Annotated in this window: 11 protein-coding genes; 8 read left to right on the plus strand and 3 right to left on the minus strand. The window is 69.5% G+C overall.

The genetic code is table 11. The features are described 5' to 3' along the window. The first annotated feature begins 263 nt into the window (after positions 1 to 263). Both ACN6LD_RS25325 and ACN6LD_RS25330 read left to right on the plus strand, forming a co-directional pair. Entirely contained in the window at positions 264 to 2,369 is a 2,106-nt protein-coding gene (locus ACN6LD_RS25325; RefSeq protein WP_445044352.1) for an APC family permease, read from the plus strand. Positions 2,370 to 2,494: 125 nt separating this feature from the next. Beyond that, a complete protein-coding gene (locus tag ACN6LD_RS25330) occupies positions 2,495 to 3,835 on the plus strand; it encodes a class I SAM-dependent RNA methyltransferase (protein ID WP_319194500.1) in 1,341 nt (446 codons plus the stop codon). Between the two features lie 448 nt (positions 3,836 to 4,283). On the opposite strand, the gene ACN6LD_RS25335 is transcribed toward ACN6LD_RS25330, so the two are convergent. Further along, entirely contained in the window at positions 4,284 to 7,109 is a 2,826-nt protein-coding gene (locus ACN6LD_RS25335) for an FtsX-like permease family protein (RefSeq protein WP_445044353.1), read from the minus strand. A gap of 5 nt (positions 7,110 to 7,114) precedes the next feature. Next, a complete protein-coding gene (locus ACN6LD_RS25340; RefSeq protein WP_319194496.1) occupies positions 7,115 to 7,819 on the minus strand; it encodes an ABC transporter ATP-binding protein in 705 nt (234 codons plus the stop codon). Positions 7,820 to 7,916: 97 nt separating this feature from the next. On the opposite strand from ACN6LD_RS25340, the gene ACN6LD_RS25345 reads away from it, so the two are divergent. After that, the gene (locus tag ACN6LD_RS25345; RefSeq protein WP_319194494.1) at positions 7,917 to 8,525 is read left to right on the plus strand and encodes a PadR family transcriptional regulator; all 609 of its coding nucleotides are present in this window, start codon (positions 7,917 to 7,919) and stop codon (positions 8,523 to 8,525) included. A gap of 416 nt (positions 8,526 to 8,941) precedes the next feature. On the opposite strand, the gene ACN6LD_RS25350 is transcribed toward ACN6LD_RS25345, so the two are convergent. After that, positions 8,942 to 9,964: a LacI family DNA-binding transcriptional regulator gene (locus tag ACN6LD_RS25350; RefSeq protein ID WP_319198206.1), complete on the minus strand. Its 1,023-nt coding sequence runs from the start codon at positions 9,962 to 9,964 to the stop codon at positions 8,942 to 8,944. A 375-nt stretch (positions 9,965 to 10,339) separates the two neighbouring features. On the opposite strand from ACN6LD_RS25350, the gene ACN6LD_RS25355 reads away from it, so the two are divergent. From ACN6LD_RS25355 to ACN6LD_RS25375, 5 genes are all read left to right on the plus strand, one after another. After that, positions 10,340 to 11,608 (plus strand): ABC transporter substrate-binding protein, encoded by a 1,269-nt coding sequence (locus ACN6LD_RS25355; RefSeq protein ID WP_319198205.1) that lies wholly within the window; start codon positions 10,340 to 10,342, stop codon positions 11,606 to 11,608. A 131-nt stretch (positions 11,609 to 11,739) separates the two neighbouring features. After that, positions 11,740 to 12,612 (plus strand): carbohydrate ABC transporter permease, encoded by an 873-nt coding sequence (locus ACN6LD_RS25360; RefSeq protein WP_319195117.1) that lies wholly within the window; start codon positions 11,740 to 11,742, stop codon positions 12,610 to 12,612. Between the two features lie 13 nt (positions 12,613 to 12,625). Then, positions 12,626 to 13,540, plus strand: coding sequence for a carbohydrate ABC transporter permease (locus tag ACN6LD_RS25365; RefSeq protein WP_445044354.1), 915 nt, complete (start codon positions 12,626 to 12,628; stop codon positions 13,538 to 13,540). A gap of 109 nt (positions 13,541 to 13,649) precedes the next feature. Continuing rightward, entirely contained in the window at positions 13,650 to 14,516 is an 867-nt protein-coding gene (locus ACN6LD_RS25370; protein WP_445044355.1) for a glycoside hydrolase family 43 protein, read from the plus strand. Positions 14,517 to 14,627: 111 nt separating this feature from the next. After that, on the plus strand, positions 14,628 to 17,108 hold the full coding sequence (locus ACN6LD_RS25375; RefSeq protein WP_445044356.1) for a carbohydrate binding domain-containing protein: 2,481 nt from the start codon (positions 14,628 to 14,630) through the stop codon (positions 17,106 to 17,108). Positions 17,109 to 17,165 lie beyond the last annotated feature (57 nt).

The following is a 17,165-nucleotide window of genomic DNA, read 5'->3' on the forward strand; positions in this document are numbered from 1 at the left end:
TCCACAGACTCAGGAAGGTAAGAACTCCCAGGCCTACCAAGGCTCCTACGGCGCCGATGAGCTCCGCGGTCGTGTGCATGGACCCTCCGAGGGGCGGCAGTGGGCGGGGAATTGTCATATAGACATGGCGACCGCCACGGCTGCGCAACCCGCAGCGGCCGACCGGCCGAATTCACCCGGGAGGCAGACGCGCCACGCCGTCACCCGGCTGAGCCCGGGGGAGGGTGGGCGGTCCCGTGTTCGAAGGCCTACGATCCTCTGTTGTGTCCAAACTGACCGACGTGCCCAAACGGATCCTGATCGGGCGCGCACTGCGCAGTGATCGGCTCGGAGAAACGCTCCTGCCGAAGCGCATCGCCCTGCCCGTCTTCGCTTCCGACCCGCTGTCCTCCGTGGCCTACGCGCCTGGGGAGGTACTGCTGGTCCTGTCCATCGCGGGCGTGTCGGCCTACCACTTCAGCCCCTGGATCGCCCTCGCGGTCGTCGTGCTGATGTTCACGGTGGTCGCCTCCTACCGGCAGAACGTCCACGCCTACCCGAGCGGCGGCGGCGACTACGAGGTGGCCACCACCAACCTCGGCCCCAGGGCGGGCCTGACCGTCGCGAGCGCGCTGCTCGTCGACTACGTCCTCACCGTGGCCGTCTCCATCGCCTCCGGCATCGAGAACCTCGGCTCCGCGATCCCGTTCGTCGTCGAACACAAGGTGGCCTGCGCGGTCGCCGTGATCGTCCTGCTGACGCTGATGAACCTGCGCGGCGTCAAGGAGTCCGGCAAGCTGTTCGCCATCCCGACGTACGTGTTCGTCGCCGGCGTCTTCATCATGATCGCCTGGGGCGCCTTCCGCGGGGTGGTGCTCGGCGACACCATGCGGGCGCCGACCGCCGAGTACACGATCAAGGCCGAGCACCAGGGACTGGCCGGTTTCGCCCTGGTCTTCCTGCTGCTGCGCGCCTTCTCCTCCGGCTGTGCGGCGCTCACCGGCGTGGAGGCGATCTCCAACGGCGTCCCCGCCTTCCGCAAGCCCAAGTCGAAGAACGCGGCGAGCACGCTCGCCGCGATGGGCCTGCTGGCCGTCACCATGTTCTGCGGGATCATCGTGCTGGCCCTGGTCACCGACGTCCGGATGGCCGAGAACCCGGCCGCCGACCTGCTGCACAACGGCGTCGCCGTCGGCTCCGAGTACGTCCAGAACCCGGTGATCACCCAGGTCGCCGAGGCCGTCTTCGGCAAGGGCAGCTTCCTGTTCATCGTGCTCGCCGCGGCCACCGCGCTGGTGCTGTTCCTGGCGGCGAACACCGCCTACAACGGCTTCCCGGTGCTCGGCTCGATCCTCGCCCAGGACCGGTACCTGCCGCGCCAGCTGCACACCCGCGGCGACCGCCTCGCCTTCTCCAACGGCATCGTGCTGCTGGCCGGGGCGGCGACCCTGCTGGTCGTCATCTACGGCGCCGACTCCACCCGGCTGATCCAGCTGTACATCGTCGGTGTGTTCGTCTCCTTCACGCTCAGTCAGACCGGCATGGTCAGGCACTGGAACCGGCTCCTGGCCACCGAGAACGACCAGGTCAAGCGCCGTCACATGGTCCGTTCGCGGGCGATCAACACCTTCGGCGCCTTCTTCACCGGCCTGGTCCTGGTCGTCGTCCTCGGCACCAAGTTCACGCACGGAGCCTGGGTCGCCCTGCTCGGCATGGTGATCTTCTACGGGACGATGACCGCGATCCGCCGCCACTACGACGGCGTCGCCGCCGAGATCGCCGCCCCCGAAGGTCCCAGCGACGACAGCGTCCGGCCCTCGCGCGTCCACTCGGTGCTGCTCATCTCCAAGATCCACCGGCCGACGCTGCGCGCCCTCGCCTACGCCAAGCTGATGCGCTCCGACACCCTGGAGGCGCTGACCGTCAACGTCGACCCGGCCGAGACGAAGACGCTGCGCGACGAGTGGGAGCGGCGCGGGATCGACGTACCGCTGAAGGTCCTGGACTCGCCCTACCGTGAGGTCACCCGGCCGGTCATCGAGTACGTCAAGAGCCTGCGCCGGGAGTCGCCGCGCGACGCCGTGTCCGTGATCATCCCCGAGTACGTGGTCGGTCACTGGTACGAGCACCTGCTGCATAACCAGAGCGCCCTGCGGCTGAAGGGCCGGCTGCTGTTCACGCCCGGCGTCATGGTCACGTCCGTGCCTTACCAGCTGCAGTCCTCCGAGGTGGCGAAGAAGCGGGCGCGCAGGCGGCAGGAGTGGAACGCTCCGGGTTCCGTGCGGCGCGGACCCCTGCAGGAGGGGCACCCGAAGGAGCCGTCGGCGCCGCGCAGCCGGCCGGATTCCGGCGGCGCCGGGAGCTCTTCGAGCCCGGACGCGAAGAACTGACCCGCGCTCCGCGCGGACCCTCGTCCCCGCGTCCCGGCGCGTGGTGAACGGCCGGACGGCAGCCACGTAGACTGGTGGGCTGTTGTCCGGCCGTTCCTCGTTCGACGTTGTGGAGTCACCCCGCCATGCAGGCAGAACCGAAGAACCCGCAGGCGGTGTCGCTCGTCGGGCAGGAGTACGAAGTCGAGATCGGCCCCGTCGCCCACGGCGGCCACTGCATCGCCCGGACGGAGGCCGGCCAGGTCCTGTTCGTCCGGCACACGCTGCCCGGCGAGCGGGTCGTGGCCCGGGTGACGGAGGGCGAGGAGGGCGCGCGGTTCCTGCGGGCCGACGCCGTGCAGGTCCTGGAGGCGTCCAAGGACCGCGTCGAGGCTCCCTGCCCGTACGCCGGTCCCGGCCGCTGCGGCGGCTGCGACTGGCAGCACGCCAAGCCCGGCGCGCAGCGCCGCCTCAAGGGCGAGGTCATCGCCGAGCAGCTGCAGCGGCTCGCGGGCCTCACGCCCGAGGAGGCAGGCTGGGACGGCACCGTGATGCCGGCGGAGGGCGACAAGCTGCCGGCGGGCCAGGTGCCCCAGTGGCGGACCCGTGTGCAGTACGCGGTGGACGCCGACGGCAACGCCGGCCTGCGACGCCACCGCTCCCACGAGGTCGAGCCGATCGAGCACTGCATGATCGCGGCGCAGGGCGTCAGCGAGCTGGGCATCGAGGAGCGCGACTGGTCCGGCATGGCCTCCGTCGACGCCATCGCCGCGACCGGCTCCCAGGACCGCATGGTGATCCTCGAACCCCGACCGGGCGCACGCCTTCCGCTCGTCGAGCTCGACAGGCCCGTCTCCGTGATGCGCGTCGAGGAGCACGACGGCGGCATCCACCGCGTCCACGGCCGCGCCTTCGTACGGGAGCGGGCCGACGGCCGCACCCACCGGGTCGGCAGCGGCGGCTTCTGGCAGGTCCACCCGCAGGCCGCCGACACCCTCGTCAAGGCCGTCATGCAGGGCCTGCTGCCGCGCAAGGGCGACATGGCGCTCGACCTGTACTGCGGTGTCGGTCTCTTCGCCGGAGCACTCGCCGACCGGCTCGGCGACAAGGGCGCGGTCCTCGGCATCGAGTCCGGCAAGCGCGCCGTCGAGGACGCCCGGCACAACCTCGCCGGCTTCGAGCGGGTGCGGATCGAACAGGGCAAGGTCGAGAGCGTCCTTCCGCGGACCGGGATCACCGAGGTCGACCTCATCGTCCTGGACCCGCCGCGCGCGGGAGCGGGCAAGAAGACGGTGGAGCACCTGTCGTCGCTGGGCGCGCGGAAGATCGCCTACGTCGCGTGCGACCCGGCCGCGCTGGCCCGGGACGTGGCCTACTTCCGGGACGGCGGCTACCGGGTGCGCACCCTGCGGGCGTTCGACCTGTTTCCGATGACGCACCACGTGGAGTGCGTGGCGATTCTGGAGCCGGCCGCAAAGGGCTCTTGACCTGCGGTTTTGTGCGTGCGCATTCGTGCGGTGTGGGCGACGTCCTGACGCTGAAATGACGCTCATGTGACGGTCGAACTGATGATGCGTCAGGTCGTGTGTGCGTCCTTCTCCACGCCAAGGCGCCGAAGGGAGGCGTGTGCGCGGCGCGGAAGCCAGGATGCGCAGCCGCTCGTGGGTGGGGGAACCCGGGGCGGCGGTCCGGACGGTCAGGTGTCGGTCGCAGCGGTGTTGGCGGTGAGCGTGTCCCGGTCCAGGACCAGCAGCCGGCGGGCGGTTCGTCAACGGATCCACCCATGAGTGTCCGTCGACGTGAGCCGACACCGAGGGCTGTCGCTGACGGGGGAGGGCATGCCCGCGGACGTCCGTCGACAGCGGAAGACCCCGGCCGTGAACAAGGCCGGGGTCTTCCGCTGTGGCGAAGCCGCCGGCGGTGGCGGCGGTCGGCTCAGTCGGCGGCGAGCAGGTGGGCGGGGGCGATCCGGGACAGCCCCCGGATCGGCACCGTCAGAGCCGCCACCACCAGGGCGGTCGCCGCGAGCGTGGCCAGCAGGGCGGCGCCGGCGACCGGGAACAGGTGTCCCTGCAGCACGCCCCGGCCGAGGGCCAGCACCCCGGCCAGACCGGCCACCGCACCGGACAGGCCGCCCAGCAGAGCCAGTCCGATTCCCTCGTAGAGGGTCAGCTTCGCCAGCTCGCGGTCGGTCCAGCCGGTCGCCCGCAGCACCGCGAGATCGGCGGCGCGCTCGCGCTGCGAGATGACCAGGACGTCGATGGCGCCGGCGGCGCCCAGCAGCAGGGACAGGGCGACGCTGAGGTAGTCGGCCTCGCGCGCCTGCGCCACCACGGCACTGCCGAGCAGCGACCCGGCCACCTCGCCCCGGAAGGCCAGCGTCAGGGCGAGCAGCACAGTGAAGGCGGCCACTCCCAGCGCCAGTCCTGCCGCGCCCAGCAGCGTGCGGCCCCGCACCCGCAGAAGGTTGAGCATGGCCAGTCCGGCCACCGAACGCACCGGGTGTGCGCGGCGGGCCGCCGTCACCGGGGGCCGGACGGCTTCCATCGGTCCCAGCCGGGTGGCGAGCCAGGCGGGTATCAGGCCCGCCGCCGTGGCCAGGAGGAGCGCCACCGGGAGCACGAGGAGTGACTTGGCGCCGGCTTCGGGCTGGCCCAGCACCCGGCCCAGCACGTACGCGAGCACCGTGCCCACGGCTCCGGCGGCGAGGCCGATCAGCGCCAGTTCGGCGAGGACCAGGCGGAGCACTTCGCCACCGCTCCAGCCGAGGCAGCGCAGCGTGCCGATCTCGATGCGCCGTGAGCGCACCGAGGCCAGCGCCGCCTGGCCGAGGAAGAGCGCGCACACGACGAGGACCAGCACGAAGAGCACCGCGCTCTTGGTGTCCACCGCCCGGAGAATGCGCAGTGCCACGCCCTTGGCGACCCAACGCTCCGTCACCTGCGCCGAGGCGCTCAGTGCCACCGTCTGCGGCGCGGGCGAGCTGCCGACGGTGACGTCGACCTGGAGCCGGGGGTAGGTGGCCCGGATCTTCCCGGCCACCGCGTTCACCCGCGCCCGGGAGGCGGTGTCGACGCCGGTCACTCCGGCCACCCGGATCCTGATCGCGCTGACCGGCGCCTTGTCCTGGAGGCTCGGGACCCGACGGCTCTTGGTGAGCGCGGTGATGGAGTCCATCGTCGTCAGCATGGTGGGCGGCGGGCTGACGTAGCCGCCCAGGTTGCGGTCGGGCTGCAGCGGCTTGCCGTGGAGCCTCGCTCGGGTCGCGCTGTCCGCGCCGGTGACCTGTGGCGTCTGGTAGGTCTCCAACGGGGCGTCGGACAGGGGTGAGAAGCCGGGCAGTTTGCCGGTGTCGTAGCGGCCGACCAGGTGGACGAAGGGATTGGGCAGGCGTCCGGAGTCCACGCCGTCGCAGGTACCCAGCCCGATGCAGTTCGTGGCGACGTGGCTGGTCACCTTTCGGTACTGGGTGCCCTGGCGGTTCTCCTCGGGGACGTTGGTGAACGGCTGCTGGTCGAAGTTGGTGATCCACAGGCTGGGCTTCTGCGGGGGCTGCGTCTGTGCGGCGAGGTCGCCGTCGGAGGTCCGGTGGTAGGTGACCGGGCCGACCGACCAGTAGGCCCCGGTGTCGAACGAGTCCTCGGTCAGCGCCTTCCGGTAGCCCTTGCTCAGGTCGACTCGGGTCCTGCCCACCGTTGTGCCGTGCAGGTTTCGGACGAAGCCGGCGGCTGTCGGGTTGCCCAGTTTCGAGGGCAGCTGCGCCGGGTCCCCGACGTCGAGCCGCTCGACGGTGGCGTCGAGCGTGCCGGTGGTCAGCGGGTTGTCGCTGAGCAGCGCCGGGATGTACGAGTCGTGCTGTCCGTGGACGCTCTTGGCGCCCGACACCCTCCACGGCTTGTCCTGCTCGGTGAGCATCCGGCCCGAGGCGATGGTGCCGCCCAGGCCCACCAGCCGGTCCTCGGCCACCGGGTCGATGGCGGACAGCAGCACGGGGTAACTGACCGGAACGTCGATGGTGGCCTTGTCCTGGCCGGACTGGCAGTTCATCCGCGAACTCAGGTCCGGGTCGAACGGCGACCTGTCCCTGAGGTCCTCGGCGATGATGTTCGGCTTCAACGGCAGATTCAGGTTGAACTCGGTCTGCTCGGTCTTGTCCCGGTTGAAGTAGAAGCAGACGTCGTACTTCCCCTTGATCCGATACCGCTGGGTGCTCTTGTCGGCCGCACCCGTCTCCAGGGTGTCGGACTCGAAGAGGCCGTCCGACTCCGACGCCGACGTCAGGGGGGAGCGGGTGAGGTAGACGTACTCGTCCGAGGTGCGGTAGCTGCCCAGTCCGGAGGTGAGCGTAGGGCGGATGCGCAGGATCTGCCGGGACGCCTTGCCGTCCAGGAAGCGCGACACGTCCACCGTGACGGTGCTCGCCACCATGAGATAGCCGATGTTGGCGACCGGCGCGGCCACGTCGACCCCGGCCAGGCCGCGGATGCCCCGGTACTGGTCGATGGTGATGCCGCCGAACGTGCCGGACAGGAAGTTCGGCGTGACCAGACCGCTCCGCCGCTCCACGTCCGTCTGCGCGTCGGGCGGGCGCACCAGGACGTCGTACGCGGAGCGTGCGTTCTTCCGTACGGTGCCCACGGTGGTCGCCTGGCTCGTGCTCACCGTCGCGGTCAGCAGGGTGAAACTGGTCGCCGCCACCAGGATTCCGGCGGCCAGGGCCAGCGCGCGCCCGCGCCGCCGCCGTAGCTGGTCGAGAATCATCGCCATCACGGGCGCAGGCCCCCCAGCCGGTGCAGCACGTCGCCGGACGGTGTGATCCGCTGGTCCGAGGTGATCCTGCCGTCCTGCAGCCGCACCACCCGGTCGCCGCCCGCGGCGACCTCCGCGTCATGCGTGGCGATCAGCATCGTCATCCCGTAGCGCTCGCGCAGCGACATCAGCAGGTCGACGATCTCCCGCCCGATCACGCTGTCCAGGTTGCCCGTGGGCTCGTCGGCCAGTAACAGTCCCGGCCGGTTGATCAACGCCCGTGCGACGGCGACGCGTTGCTGCTGGCCGCCCGACAACTGCGAGGGCAGGGCGTCGGCCCGCTGGTCCAGTCCGACGGCTTCGAGCAGCTCCATGCCGCGCGCACGCCGGTCGAAGTCCACTCTGCGCGGCAGGACGGGGGCGAGCACATTGTCCAGCGCGGTCAGCGCGGGCAGCAGGTGGAAGCGCTGGAAGACGAAGCCGACACGCCGCCGGTGACGGTCCAGATCCCGGGGTGTCAATGGTGTGCCGTCGATCTCGACGCGCCCCTCGTCGGGCTGGTCCATGCCGCCCGTCACATGCAGGACGGTCGATTTGCCGGCGCCGGACGGCCCGGTCAGCATCACCACCTCGCCGGCCGCGACCTCCAGGTCGATCTCGTCCAGAGCGGTCAGCCCGGGATACCGGCGGCTCACCCCGTGCAACGCCACGCTCACAGCCATTGATGCAACCTCGCCCTCGTACATCGCGGCACATGCGTCGCCGCCCCTGCATTGCGACAATTCAGGGGTATGTTGTCACAATGTAGAAGGGACGTGTATGCCGCTCCACCATGCCGTGCTCGCGTTGCTGACCCGGCGACCGAATCACGGATACGAACTCAAGGCCCGGTTCGAGGAGGCCGTCGGCCCGCAGTGGGGCGGCCTGAACATCGGTCACCTCTACCAGATCCTCGAACGGCTGGTCCGTGACGGCTATGTCTCGCGCTCGCAGGTCACGCAGACCGACCGGCCCGACAAGAACCTCTACACACTCACCGAAGCGGGCGAGGCCGAGCTGCGCTCGTGGGCGACCACCGCCTGGGTGCGCGTCGGCGGCTTCCGCGACGAGCTGTTCCTGAAGCTCCTCGGCGCTGTCGCGCTGGGCCCGCAGGCCCTGGCCACCCTGATCGAGTCGCAGCGGCAGACCTACCTGTCCGAGCTCGCGGGCCTGGGGCAGCAGCGCCGCGCCCACGCCGACGAGCCGCTGGTCGCCGTCCTGATCGACGCCGCCATCGCGCACACCAAGGCCGACCTCGGACTGCTGGACAGCGCCGCACAGCATCTGGGCCCGCTCGCCACGGCACAGGGCGCGCAGGCGCCCGAGGAGCGCTCACCCTCACGGCTACGGGGCGACGCCGACGAGGCGCCGAGGGGCAGGGCGGGATGAGAGGGGGCCGTACGCGCGGGGATGGATCGTCGACCGTGACCCTCGATCGACGCTCTGGGCTCCCGCATGCGGGACAACGCGCCGAGGACTATGCGCGGCGTTCTCTTGCGTCGTGGCCGGGCCGGCCGACCGTTCCATCCGTCCCTGCAGGACACCGCTCCGGACACCGAGGCACGGGTCAGCTGACTGGACAGAACCGAAAGCCGGGCCCTCGCCCGCATCGGCCAGATCTGAGCTTCCCCGGGGGATGCGGAAACGATGCTTCGCCCCGTCCAGTAAGGACAGGGCGAAGGCGTTGTGTGGGTCGGCGTCGCTGATCCAGCGGGGCGGCCAGTGGGAGACGAAGGGCATCGACTCCCGCGGCGCGGCCGACAGGGCGGGCAGGTCACGCCCACGTCGATGGCGGCGTCGCACAGTCAGGGCATCGCGCCGTCCGATGCTGCGGCGGTGGAGTTGCGCAGCACGAGTTCCGTGCTCACCTCCATGTGCTCCATCAGGAGCTTCTGCCCCTCGATGAGGGACAGCAGCGCGCGGGCGGCCTTCTGGCCCATGTCGTGCAGCGGCTGGCGCACGGTGGTCAGACCGGGGAAGCTCTGGGCCGCCTGGGGGAGGTCGTCGAAGCCGACGACCGAGAAGTCGCTGGGGACGTTCAGGCCCAGGGCCCGGGCGGCATCGATCGCGCCGAGGGCCATGAGGTCGGCGCCGGCGACGATCGCTGTGGGCCTGTGCTCGGTGATCAGGCGGGTGGCCGTACGGAATCCGCAGGCGTAGGAGAAGTCGCAGGACGCGACCATGCGCTCGTCCACCTTCAGGCCGGCGAGTCGCATCGCGTCCTCGAAGCCCTGGAAGCGGACCGAGGTGCTCTCGAGGTCCTCCTCGCCGCGGAGGTAGGCGATCCGTGTGTGGCCCAGGTCGATCAGGTGCTGGGTGCCCTGGCGCATGCCGTGGTAGTTGTCGACGGTCAGGCGGGGCAGCGGTACGTCCAGACGCCGGGGGTCGATGATCACGCAGGGCAGGTTCTGGCGGCGGAGCAGGTTCACCGTCTCGTCCTCCAGGACCGGAGCGATCATCAGGACGCCGTCGACCATGCCACGGCTGAGGAACTCGATCCGGTCCTTTTCCCGCACCGCGTCCTGGTATGAGGCGTTGACCAGCAGTTCCTGCTCGGCGCTCGCCAGCTCGTCGGCGACGCCGCGGAGGATCTCCAGGCCGTACTGGCTGGTGAGGTCCAGGGCGATGAGACCGACGAGCCCGGTGCGGCCGGCCTTGAGGTTGCGGGCCGAGACGTTGGGCCGGTAACCGAGCCGGCCCGCGACCTCCAGGACACGGCGCCGGGTCTCCTCGGAGGCGCCGGGCTTTCCGTTCATCACGTTGGACACGGTCATCGCGGAGACGCCGGCCTCCTCGGCCACCTGCGCGATGGTCACCCGCCCTGTCACTCCAACTCCTTCTGCTTGCCGAGCACTTGGGCCGAGCCGGAGCTGCGGCCATGAGGCGCCCACTCTTGCACGACCGCACCGAAACATCCAGGAAACTGTAACGATAAGGCAGTGCGTCCTTGAGGGGAACCCTGCCCGAGCATGGGTAGTGCGGTGCCCTGGGCTAGTCCCGGCGACCACGGAAAGTTACGTATAGATGTCACCTAAGTTTTGCGTTACAGTTCCCGGCCATCGGCACGAAACGTTTGCCGCAACTTGGGTCCACCGACCCTTTTCGCCGAATCGGCGCTGTTCCCACCTGGACACGGCCCGACCGGATCGAACCCCCTTCAGATATGACGAGTCGGTCTGCACCGACGATGGGTGAGGTGTGCAATGAAGCGCTCTGGGAGACGAATCGCGGTCGCCGCCACGGTCGCCGCCATGGCGATGTCGCTGGCCGCGTGCGGCGGCGGGTCGAACAGTTCCTCGAGTGACGGGACGGTGACCCTGCACGTGGAGGCATGGAAGGGCGGTGGCGCGGAGCCGGCGAACGTCGCCGAGATCAACAAGGCGTTCGAGAAGGCGCACCCCAAGATCAAGATCGACTTCGAATACGTCACCGCGAACGACACCTACGTCCAGAAGCTTCAGCCCGAACTGCTCGGCGGGAAGGCCGGCGACGTGATCATGGTCGACACGGACAAGATGAAGAAGTGGGGCGCCTCCGGCTACCTCGCCGACCTGTCCAAGGAGTCCTGGGCGAGCAAGATAGCCCCCGACGCCCAGCCCTTCGCGCAGTCCGACGGCAAGACGCTGGCCATGCCCATGGAGCTCATAGGCATCGGCCTGTACGCCAACATGGACCTGCTCAAGAAGGTCGGCGTCAGCGAAGTCCCCGCCGACTGGCCGACGTTCCTCGCCGACCTCGCCAAGCTCAAGAAGGCGGGCATCAACCCCATCGCGCTGCCCGACAAGTCCGGCTGGACCGGCAGCTCCACCTTCCAGGCGGCCGGATCGACCCTCGTCTACCAGCAGAACAAGCAGTGGGACACTGACTTCACCAGCGGCAAGGCGTCCTTCGACCCGGACTGGAAGGCGCCGCTGGAGCAGTTGAAGACCCTGGAGGACAAGGGGTACGTCGACTGGAAGAACGAGCTCGGCGTCGACGAGTGGTCGCAGGGCCCGCAGAACTTCAGCGCCGGCAAGAGCGCCTTCTACTACCAGGGCGCCTGGCAGGTCTCCAACGTCAAGAAGGCCGGCTTCCCCGTCTCCTTCGCACCCTGGCCGGGCGGCGCCGCGGGCACCAAGCCCAACGGGATGCTCTTCTCCGGCACCATGTGGGCCGTCAACTCCCAGTCTCAGCAGGGCGACGCGGCCCGTGAGTACGTCGACTTCTGGTCGCAGAGCGAGAACCTCGCCAAGTACCTCGACGCCGAGCACGCGGAGTCGCCGTTCACCGGCGGTACGACCCCGGAGAGCACCGAGACGACGTCGTTCACCACGGCCTTCAAGGAAGGCCGTTACCGGATCTTGCCGTCCAACTCCTGGTACGGCGCGGCCGCCGAGACCGCGATCGGCTCGAAGATCCAGGCGTTCCTGCTGGGCAAGGCGTCCACCGCGCAGACCCTCAAGGACATCCAGACCGCGGCGTCGGCCAAGTAGCCCCGCCCGCCTCTCGGCCAGCCGTGGCGGGAGCGTGTGGGACGGCTTCTGACCGCCCCCGCCACGGCCACTGAACCGCCCCCCGCCCCCGCCGCGGCCACTGAGAAGCCACGGTCACGAGGAGGACCCCCGTGTTCCACCGACGGCGCGCCACCATGGCCGCCTTCCTGCTGCCGGCGCTCGCCGTCTACGGCACGTTCATGCTGTATCCGCTGGTCCGCGGCGTGTACCTGAGCATGACCGACAGCCTTGGCGGCCCGATCGCCCACTTCGTCGGCACCGACCAGTACAAGGCCATGGCCGACAGCCCGGACGTCACCGCCGCCCTGTGGCACACCATCCTGTACGCGGCGGTCGTCGTGGTCGTCCAGAACGGCCTCGGCCTGCTCTTCGCGAGCCTGCTCTTCCGCCGCCCGAAGGTCCGCAAGGCGCTCAGCGTGACGCTGCTGACCCCCACCCTGGTCTCACCGGTGATGGCGGCCTTCATCTGGTCGTACCTCTTCGCCCCGGACGGCGGCATCAACGCGCTGCTCGGTCTGTTCGGTCTCGACTCGCTGCAGCACGTCTGGCTCGGAGACACCTCGACCGCCCTGTACGCGGTGGCCGCCGTCAACATCTGGATGTTCGCGGGCTACTCGTGCGCCATCTTCCTGGCCGGCTACATGAGCGTGCCGACCGAACTCCTCGACGCCGCCGCGGTCGACGGAGCGGGCGGCTGGCGGCGGTTCAGGAGCGTCGAGTGGCCGATGCTGGCTCCCGCGCTGACCGTGAACGTCACCCTCAGCCTCATCGGCTCGCTCAAGGTCTTCGAGTTCCCCCTGGTGCTCACCAACGGCGGCCCTGCCGGCGCCACCGAGACGCTGACCACCCTCGTCTACCGGAACGTGTTCGGCGGCGGGAAGTTCGCCTTCGGCATCGCCGTCTCCGTACTGCTCCTGGTGACCGTGGTCGTCCTGTCCAGCGCCACCTCCTCCCTGCTCCGGCTCCGCGAGCGACGAATCTGACAGGCGGCCGACCATGACCTCCAAGACCCTTTCCCCGCCGGCCGCCCAGCGCTCCGCGTCTCGCTTGCCGCATGCCCCCGCCAAGTCCTCGACGCCAGGCACCCGTTGGCGTCGGGCGGTCGGCGGCCTCGGAACCGTGCTTCTCTGCCTCGGTGTGCTGGTGTTCGTCCTGCCGTTCGTGTTCACCCTCATCACCTCGCTGCGCACCGCGGCGGACGTGGCCCGGGCCCCGCTCGGCATCCCGCACACCTTCACTCTGAAGAACTTCTCCGACGCCTTCTCGCAGATCCACTACGGCCGCAGCGCCCTGAACACCCTGCTCATCACGGGCTTGTCCTGCCTGAGCATCACCGTGATCGGCTCGCTGGCCAGCTACCCGCTCGCCCGCATCACCCAGGGCTGGGCGACCTGGGTCTACCGGCTGTTCATCCTGGGCACCTCGGTGCCGGTCTTCGTCGTGGTGGCGCCGCTGTACCTGCTGATGCGCGACCTCAACCTGCTGGACAACTACGCGGGCGTGGTCTTCATCTACACGGCGATGTTCCTGCCGGTCGCCGTGTTCTTCTACACGAGCTTCATCCGCTCGATCCCCATGGACATCGAGGAAGCCGCCGCGCTGGACGGATGCGGGGCCTTCCGCACCTTCTTCACGATCATCCTGCCGCTGCTGCGCCCGATCACCAGCACCCTGCTGACCTTCATCTCGCTCCAGGTCTGGAACGACCTGATCGTCCCGCTGGTCTTCCTGCAGGACCCCGGCAAGCGCACGGTCATGGTCAACGCCTACTCGTTCATCGACCCGCACACCGTGCAGCCGACGACCCTGTTCCCGGCCGCCCTGCTCGGCGTGGCGCCGCTGTTCGTGATCTTCGTCTTCCTGCAGCGCCACGTGGTCGCCGGCATGTCCGCGGGCGCGGTCAAGTCCTGACCGCAGGGCGCCCGTTCACCTGCTTGCGCCTACCGCGTGCCGCCGCCGTACGACCATCCGGCGCTGCCCTGCCGCCATCAGTTCCGACGTCCGGAAGGACCCCCCACCGATGTACGTGGTCTCCTACTTCACCGACGCCGATGAGGCGCTGCATCTCGCCTACAGCCACGACGGCGAGCGGTTCACGCCGGTGAACGGCGGCCGGCCCGTCCTGCGGGGCACGCTCTCCACCGGCCGCTTGCGCGACCCCTTCATCGGGATCGGCCCCGACGGGCTGTTCCATCTGCTGGCCACCGACGGCTGGACGAGCCCGTCCATCGTCCACGCCACGTCCGCCGACCTTCTCAACTGGTCCGAGCAGCGGCTGATCCCGGTGATGTCCCGGGTGGCCGGCGCCCTCAACGCCTGGGCCCCGGAGTTCTTCCTGGACCGGAAGACCGGCCTGTACCACCTCATCTGGTCGTCCGTCGTCGAACCGGGCGGTACCGCCGACGGCCGCGGCTTCGAGCACAACAGCCAGGACCACCGCATCTGGCACTGCACCACCGCCGACTTCCACACCTTCTCGGCACCCGGCATCTTCTTCGACCCCGGCCACACCGTCATCGACGCCACCGTGCGGGAGGCGGCCGACGGCGGTTTCCTCATGGCCTTCAAGGACGAACGCGGCGTCAACGACCTCGCCACCGCGCACAAGGACATCCATGTGACCACCTTCGAGACGCCCGGCGGCCCCTACACCGCGCCCAAGGGGCCGGTGACGCCTTCCCTTGTGGAAGGACCGTCAATGTTCCGCCGGGGCGACGAATGGATCATGATTTACGACCACTTCCTCGAAGGCAGATACGGAGCGGCCCGCAGCGAGGACGGAGTGGACTGGCAGCCCCTCGGGCTGAACCTGCCGCCGGGCATGCGGCACGCCTCCGTCCTTCAGACGCCCGTCCCGGCCGCCCTTTCGGCGCTCGTGACGCCGTAGAGCACCCACAGAATCCCGGCGTCGCGCCTCGGGCGAGCCGCCCGGTGCAGGAACACCCGCGTCACGCATCCGCGGCGCGGCGGACTCGATCACTCAGCAAGGAGCGTCGCAATGGAGCGTTGCAGGCCAACGCGCCCGGCCCGCCGGGCAGCACGCGTTCTCGCCCTCCTCGCCACGATGGCGGGAGCACTCCTGGCCCCGGCCCACACCGCGCTCGCGGCGGGCACCGACTACTACGTCGACTGCTCGGCAGCCGGCAACGGCAGCGGCACCCAGGCCAGCCCTTGGAACGCTGTCGGCAGCGTCAACGGCACCACCTTCGCCGCCGGCGACAGCATCCTGTTCAAGGCCGGCACCACCTGCACCGGGCAGCTCTCCCCGGGCGGCTCGGGAGCCTCGGGCAGCAACATCTCGATCAGCTCCTACGGCTCCGGCGCCAAGCCCGTCATCGACGCGGCCGGCGCGGCCGGCGCGGTTGTCAAACTGCTCAACCAGCAGTACTGGGACATCGGCGGCCTGGAGCTGATCGACAACGCCTCCTCGCCCGCCTACCGCTCCGGCGTCCTCGCCGAGAACAGCTCCGGCGGCGTCCTGCACCACATCCGCGTGCACGACATGTACATCCACAACATCGCCGGCTACGGCGGCGGCTGGTACTCCACCAACGCGGGCGTCGGCGTCCAGACGGACCACACCACCCCGGTCTCCACGTGGGACGACATCGTGGTCGAGAACAACACCTTCGACCACGTCGACCGCATCGCCGTGGCTGTCACCCCGGACGGGGACGGCCAGGGAACCGGCCTGACCACCGGCACGGTCATCCGCAACAACACCATGACCTACGACGGCGCGGACGACATCCTCGTCGTCAAGAACGACGGCGCCCTCATCGACGGCAACAAGGCCGGCTACGGTGGCGCCAAGTCCACCTGCCCGCCGTCCGGGCAGTACTGCAACGGCGCCTCGGCCGGCATCTGGATGTCGGGCAGCTCCAACACCGTCGTCCAGAACAACGAGGTGTACTGCCACATCAACGGCGCCGACGGCACCGGTTACGACGTGGACTGGGGCAACCACAACACCACGTTCCAGTACAACTACAGCCACCAGAACCTCGGCGGCTTCATACTGGTCATGCCGCCGTTCACCATCGCCAACGAGCCCACTTCGACCGTCCCCAGCGACGGCACGGTGATCCGCTACAACATCAGCGAGAACGACGGCACCAACGTGGGCTGTCCTGCCTCCGGCGCCCCGACCCACGGTACCGGGGTCTTCCACTTCGTGGGCAACATCCCCAACAAGAGCGGCAGTTCCGTCGCCGTCCCGCTCGTCTACAACAACAGCGTCTACGTCAACAAGAGCGGTCTGAACACCCCGATCCTCTACTCCCGCAAGGGATCGAGCGTCACCGGCACCCTGTCCTTCCGGAACAACGCCGTCTTCAACTACGGTACCGGCGGCTACTTCACCACCAGCTCCGGCTCCGTCTACTCCAACAACCTCTTCTACGGAAACCACCCGTCGTCCGAGCCCGCCGACGCCGCGAAGGTCACGGCCGACCCTGAGCTCCGCAACCCGGGCAACGGCGACTCCTCGTCCTCGTACACCGGCAAGAACGCCTACCAGGTCCACCCGTCCTCACCGGTGATCCGGGCCGGCGCGGTCATCTCCGACAACGGCGGCAAGGACGCCTTCAACAACACGGTCTCCTCCACGGCCGCCCCCAACATCGGCGCCTACAACGGCACCGGCGGCAACCTCCTCTCCAACGCCGGTTTCGAAACAGGCGCGTTGAGCCCCTGGACCCAGGCCAGCGGCAACGCCTCATCCGTGACCGGCTCGGGCGCCCACACCGGCGGATACGCGCTCACCACGACCGCGAGCAGCAGCGGCGCCAACCAGGCGCTGACCGGCCTGAGCCCCAACACCACCTACCTGCTGACCGGGTGGGCCAAGGTCGCCACCGCCGGCGAGACCCTCGCCATCGGCGTGAAGAACTTCGGCGGTACGGAGACGTACACCAACATCGCCACGACGTCGTACACCCAGGCGGCGATCCTCTTCACCACCGGCTCCTCCAGCACCACGGCCACCGTCTACTGCTGGAAGAACGCGGGCGGCTCGGGCGCCGGCTACTGCGACGACCTCGCGGTGGAGCCCCTGTCCTCCGCTACCAACGCGATCACCAACCCCGGCTTCGAAGGCGGCACGCTGACCCCCTGGGCCCAGTCCACCGGCACGGCGTCCAGCGTGGTCGCGTCCAATGCCCGCACCGGCACGTATGCCCTGCAGACGGGCGTCAGCGCCAGCGGGGCGATCCAGACGGTCGGCGGTCTCACCTCCAGCGGCACGTACCTGCTCGCCGGGTGGGCCAAGGTCGCCACCGCCGGGGAGGAGGTCTCGGTCGGGGTGAAGAGCTTCGGCGGTACGGAAACGTATCTGCGAGCCTCGACCACGTCCTACGCCCAGCAGCCCATCTTCTTCACCACGGGCGCCACCGCCACCTCGGCAGGCGTGTACTGCTACAAGAACGCCGGCTCGGCCGCCGGATACTGCGACGACTACACCCTGATCAAGCTCCCCTGACCGTCGCGGACTCTGCAGCAGGAACGATTCCTCCAGGAGGGGGGGGCCGGGGCAACC

It is taken from the genome of Streptomyces sp. SAS_272 (genome assembly GCF_052543235.1).

Bases quoted from the DNA above. Each gene is read 5' to 3' on its own strand.
- ACN6LD_RS25330 (WP_319194500.1), top strand. From the start codon at position 2,495: ATGCAGGCAGAACCGAAGAACCCGCAGGCGGTGTCGCTCGTCGGGCAG.
- ACN6LD_RS25335 (WP_445044353.1), bottom strand. From the start codon at position 7,109: ATGATTCTCGACCAGCTACGGCGGCGGCGCGGGCGCGCGCTGGCCCTG.
- ACN6LD_RS25340 (WP_319194496.1), bottom strand. From the start codon at position 7,819: ATGGCTGTGAGCGTGGCGTTGCACGGGGTGAGCCGCCGGTATCCCGGG.
- ACN6LD_RS25345 (WP_319194494.1), top strand. From the start codon at position 7,917: ATGCCGCTCCACCATGCCGTGCTCGCGTTGCTGACCCGGCGACCGAAT.
- ACN6LD_RS25355 (WP_319198205.1), top strand. From the start codon at position 10,340: ATGAAGCGCTCTGGGAGACGAATCGCGGTCGCCGCCACGGTCGCCGCC.
- ACN6LD_RS25365 (WP_445044354.1), top strand. From the start codon at position 12,626: ATGACCTCCAAGACCCTTTCCCCGCCGGCCGCCCAGCGCTCCGCGTCT.
- ACN6LD_RS25370 (WP_445044355.1), top strand. From the start codon at position 13,650: ATGTACGTGGTCTCCTACTTCACCGACGCCGATGAGGCGCTGCATCTC.
- ACN6LD_RS25375 (WP_445044356.1), top strand. From the start codon at position 14,628: ATGGAGCGTTGCAGGCCAACGCGCCCGGCCCGCCGGGCAGCACGCGTT.